This window comes from Sulfuricella sp., from assembly GCF_035531155.1.
Taxonomy (GTDB): domain Bacteria; phylum Pseudomonadota; class Gammaproteobacteria; order Burkholderiales; family Sulfuricellaceae; genus Sulfuricella.
This window is the reverse complement of sequence record NZ_DATKTK010000001.1, coordinates 1-3,194: the sequence shown is the minus strand read 5'-3', so window position 1 is coordinate 3,194 and position 3,194 is coordinate 1. Positions and strand designations below refer to the sequence as shown.

Here is a 3,194-nt window from a genome sequence, read left to right as displayed (position 1 = left end):
GGGGTTGATTTTGCCCATTTCGAAGCGCGCATCGGCGAGCTTTCCCTGCGCGATCAGACTTGGCGCAATGTCCGGCTGTCATGCACCAGAACCCGGTTGGATAACGGCGCGATTCGCTGCGATCAGGGCGAACTGGTACTGACGGAAAAGCTGCCGGTGCGCTTTGTTTACCAGCCGCAAGCCAAAGTGCTGGATCTGTCGGTGAATTTTCCGCATAACGAAATCTGGCGTGTTCGCACCAAGTGGGACAAGTCCGGCTGGAATATCCGGGTCGAGGCCGACAATGGACAGGTCAAACGGCTGGCCGGTTTGCTGCCGCAGGGCTCTGTCAAGCCCACTGCCGGCACATGGAACGGCAGTATCAGTCTGGATGGCGGCCAAGCGGGCAGGGCCAACGCCGTGGCCGATATCACGCTCAAGGATCTCGCCTTTGCCGACGCCAGCGGCCTGCATGCCGGCGAGAAAATCGGCGGTACGGTGAAGCTGAACATGTTGCGCGACAAGGCCGGCTGGCAATGGCGCGGTGATGTGGACTGGCAAACCGGCGAAGCATTCTGGCAGCCGTTGTATTTCCCTCTGGGCGGACAGCATTTTTCCGGTCAGGGCAGCCTGGAGGGCGGCATGCTGCGCGTCAGCCAGGGCAATTTGCGGGTCGCCGGTGTGGGTAAGGCGCAGCTTTCCGGCGGCTGGAACAGGGCGGGTGGCGGCCTGGCCGACTTCGATCTGACATCTACAGGACTCGATCTGGACGGGCTGTACCGGCTGCTGCTCAAGCCCTTCCTGGAAAAAACCGCTTTCGCCAAACTGCAAACCAAGGGCCGAGCCGATCTGGTATGGCGCTACCGCGATGGTGCAACCACCGACTTTAACTTGAATCTACGCGCTGCCGATCTGGTTGACGAGGAGCAGCGCTTTGCCTTGCATGGCGTGGACGCTCGCGTGCCGTGGTCGAATGTGGCGCAGCGCGAGGCGGAGATTCATTTTGCCAGTGGTGAACTGCTGCATCTGGCGCTGGGAGAAACGCGGATACCGTTGACGATGCAGGGCTGGCGTTTCAATGCGCCGAGCTTTTCGGTGCCGCTGCTTGATGGCAGACTCAATCTCGACGGCTTCTCCGCCAGCCGCAGCGCGGATGCCTGGCAGTGGAATTTCAGTGGCGGGCTGACGCCGGTTTCGATGGAGCGGTTCAGTACGGCTTTGAGTATGACGCCGATGCACGGCACGCTGTCCGGCATCATTCCCGCAGTCAGCTATGCTGGCGACAACCTCAAGGTAAACGGCGCACTGCTGTTCAGGATTTTCGACGGCACGGTGGTGGTCAAGGATCTCTCGCTGTCCGAGCCATTTGGCCGAGCGCCTCGTCTGTCGGCCAACCTCGACATGCGCAATCTCGACCTCGATCTGCTGACTCGCACTTTTTCTTTCGGCAACATGCAGGGACGTATCGACATCGGGGTGGCTGGGCTAGAAATGTCCAACTGGCGTCCGGTCAAATTCGATGCCAGCGTGGCGAGCAGCCCCGGCACCTATCCCAGGAAAATCAGCCAAAGCGCGGTACAGAATATTTCTTCCCTGGGCGGCGCTGGTGCGGCAGCGGCGATCCAGCGCAGTTTCCTGCGATTTTTCGAGCAGTTCGGCTACGACCGGATCGGACTTTCCTGCGTGTTGCGCAACGGCGTGTGTCTGATGGATGGCGTCGAGCCGGCGCCGCACGGCTATGTCATCGTGAAGGGCGGCGGCATACCGGCGATCAGCGTAATCGGTTACAATCGTCAGGTGGGCTGGGATGACTTGCTGGAGCGGCTGAAACGAATCACCCAGAAGAACGTTAAGCCAATTATCCAGTAATTTTTAGTAATTTTGCTTGTGTCTGCGGGTGTGGTGTTCGGATTGGTGAGGAGGCGCATGAAGATATTATCCATGGTTGTGGCGGTTTTGTTGGCTGGCAGCGTTTCGGCGTGCGTAACCATCAACATTTATTTCCCTGCGGCAGCGGCTGAAAAAGCGGCTGACAAGATCATCGACGAGGTCTGGCAGTTGCAGAAACCGGGCGACGCGCCTGCGCCGACCAAACCGAACGAACAGAAATAGGAGATCACAATGCACAGCCAGAATCTTCGTTTGTGGGTGGTTGCCCTGTTGCTATGGTTGCCCGTGCTGGCCTTTGCCGCCGCCGACTTGGAAATCAATACGCCGGCCATCGGTAGCCTGAAAGATGCGATGCAGGCGCGCCACAGCCAGTTGGCGAGCCATTACGCCAGCGGCGCGGTGGGCCTGACGCGTGACGGCTTGGTGGCGATGCGCGATGCCGCCCTGGTGCCTCTGGCGCAACGGCAGGCGGTGAGCAGTCTGGTCGCGGCGGAGAATCAGGATCGCAAGGCCTTGTACCGCGAGATTGCGCGCGCCAACGGCCATCCCGAATGGGAAGAGGAAATTCACTCGACTTTCGCTCAGCGCTGGGTGCAGAAGGCTGCGCCGGGATGGTGGTACCAGAACCATGGCGGAGCCTGGGTAAAAAAATAGTGACTCCAGTACTGGTATTTGATATCGAGACCGTCCCTGACGTTGAGGGACTGCGCAAACTGAACGGCTTGGGCGACGAGGTTTCCCCGGCACAGGTCGCCGAGCTGGCTTTCCACCAGCGCCGCCAGACCAGCGGCAACGACTTTCTGCAGCTGCATGTGCAGCGCGTGGTGGCAATCTCCTGCGCTTTGCGCGAGCGCGACAGCTTCCGCATCTGGTCGCTGGGCAGCCCCGAAGACGATGAAGGCGAAATCATTCGCCGCTTTTTTGAAGGTATCGAAAAATACACCCCGCAGATCGTGTCCTGGAACGGCGGCGGCTTCGACCTGCCGGTGCTGCATTATCGCGCACTGGTTCACGGCATCCAGGCGCCGCGCTACTGGGACATGGGCGAGGATGACCGCGAATTCAAGTGGAACAATTACATCAGCCGCTACCATACCCGCCATCTCGACCTGATGGATTTGCTCGCGCTCTACCAACCCCGGGCCAACGCGCCGCTCGACCAGATCGCCCAATTGCTGGGTTTTCCCGGCAAGCTCGGCATGGATGGTTCAAAGGTCTGGGACGCGTTCCAGAACGGTGAAATCGAAGGCATCCGCAACTACTGCGAGACCGACGTCGCCAATACTTATCTGGTCTACCTGCGCTTTCAACTGATGCGCGGCGCT

4 protein-coding genes are annotated in these 3,194 nt (G+C 59.8%); all 4 read left to right on the top strand.

The genetic code is table 11. The features are described 5' to 3' along the window. Positions 1-1,848 (top strand): hypothetical protein (locus VMV64_RS00020; RefSeq protein ID WP_325327892.1); only part of this gene is annotated, 1,848 nt, incomplete at its 5' end. A gap of 57 nt (positions 1,849-1,905) precedes the next feature. Further along, positions 1,906-2,091 carry a hypothetical protein gene (locus VMV64_RS00015; protein WP_325327891.1) on the top strand — a complete coding sequence of 62 codons (186 nt, stop codon included), beginning with the start codon at positions 1,906-1,908 and terminating at the stop codon, positions 2,089-2,091. A gap of 9 nt (positions 2,092-2,100) precedes the next feature. After that, on the top strand, positions 2,101-2,523 hold the full coding sequence (locus tag VMV64_RS00010; RefSeq protein ID WP_325327890.1) for a YdbL family protein: 423 nt from the start codon (positions 2,101-2,103) through the stop codon (positions 2,521-2,523). Then, on the top strand, positions 2,523-3,194 hold a 672-nt coding region (locus VMV64_RS00005), incomplete at its 3' end, for a 3'-5' exonuclease (RefSeq protein WP_325327889.1). The genes VMV64_RS00010 and VMV64_RS00005, both read left to right, overlap by 1 nt.

Excerpts from the sequence above, each read along its gene's own strand:
- VMV64_RS00015 (WP_325327891.1), top strand. The coding sequence starts at position 1,906 with ATGAAGATATTATCCATGGTTGTGGCGGTTTTGTTGGCTGGCAGCGTT.
- VMV64_RS00010 (WP_325327890.1), top strand. The coding sequence starts at position 2,101 with ATGCACAGCCAGAATCTTCGTTTGTGGGTGGTTGCCCTGTTGCTATGG.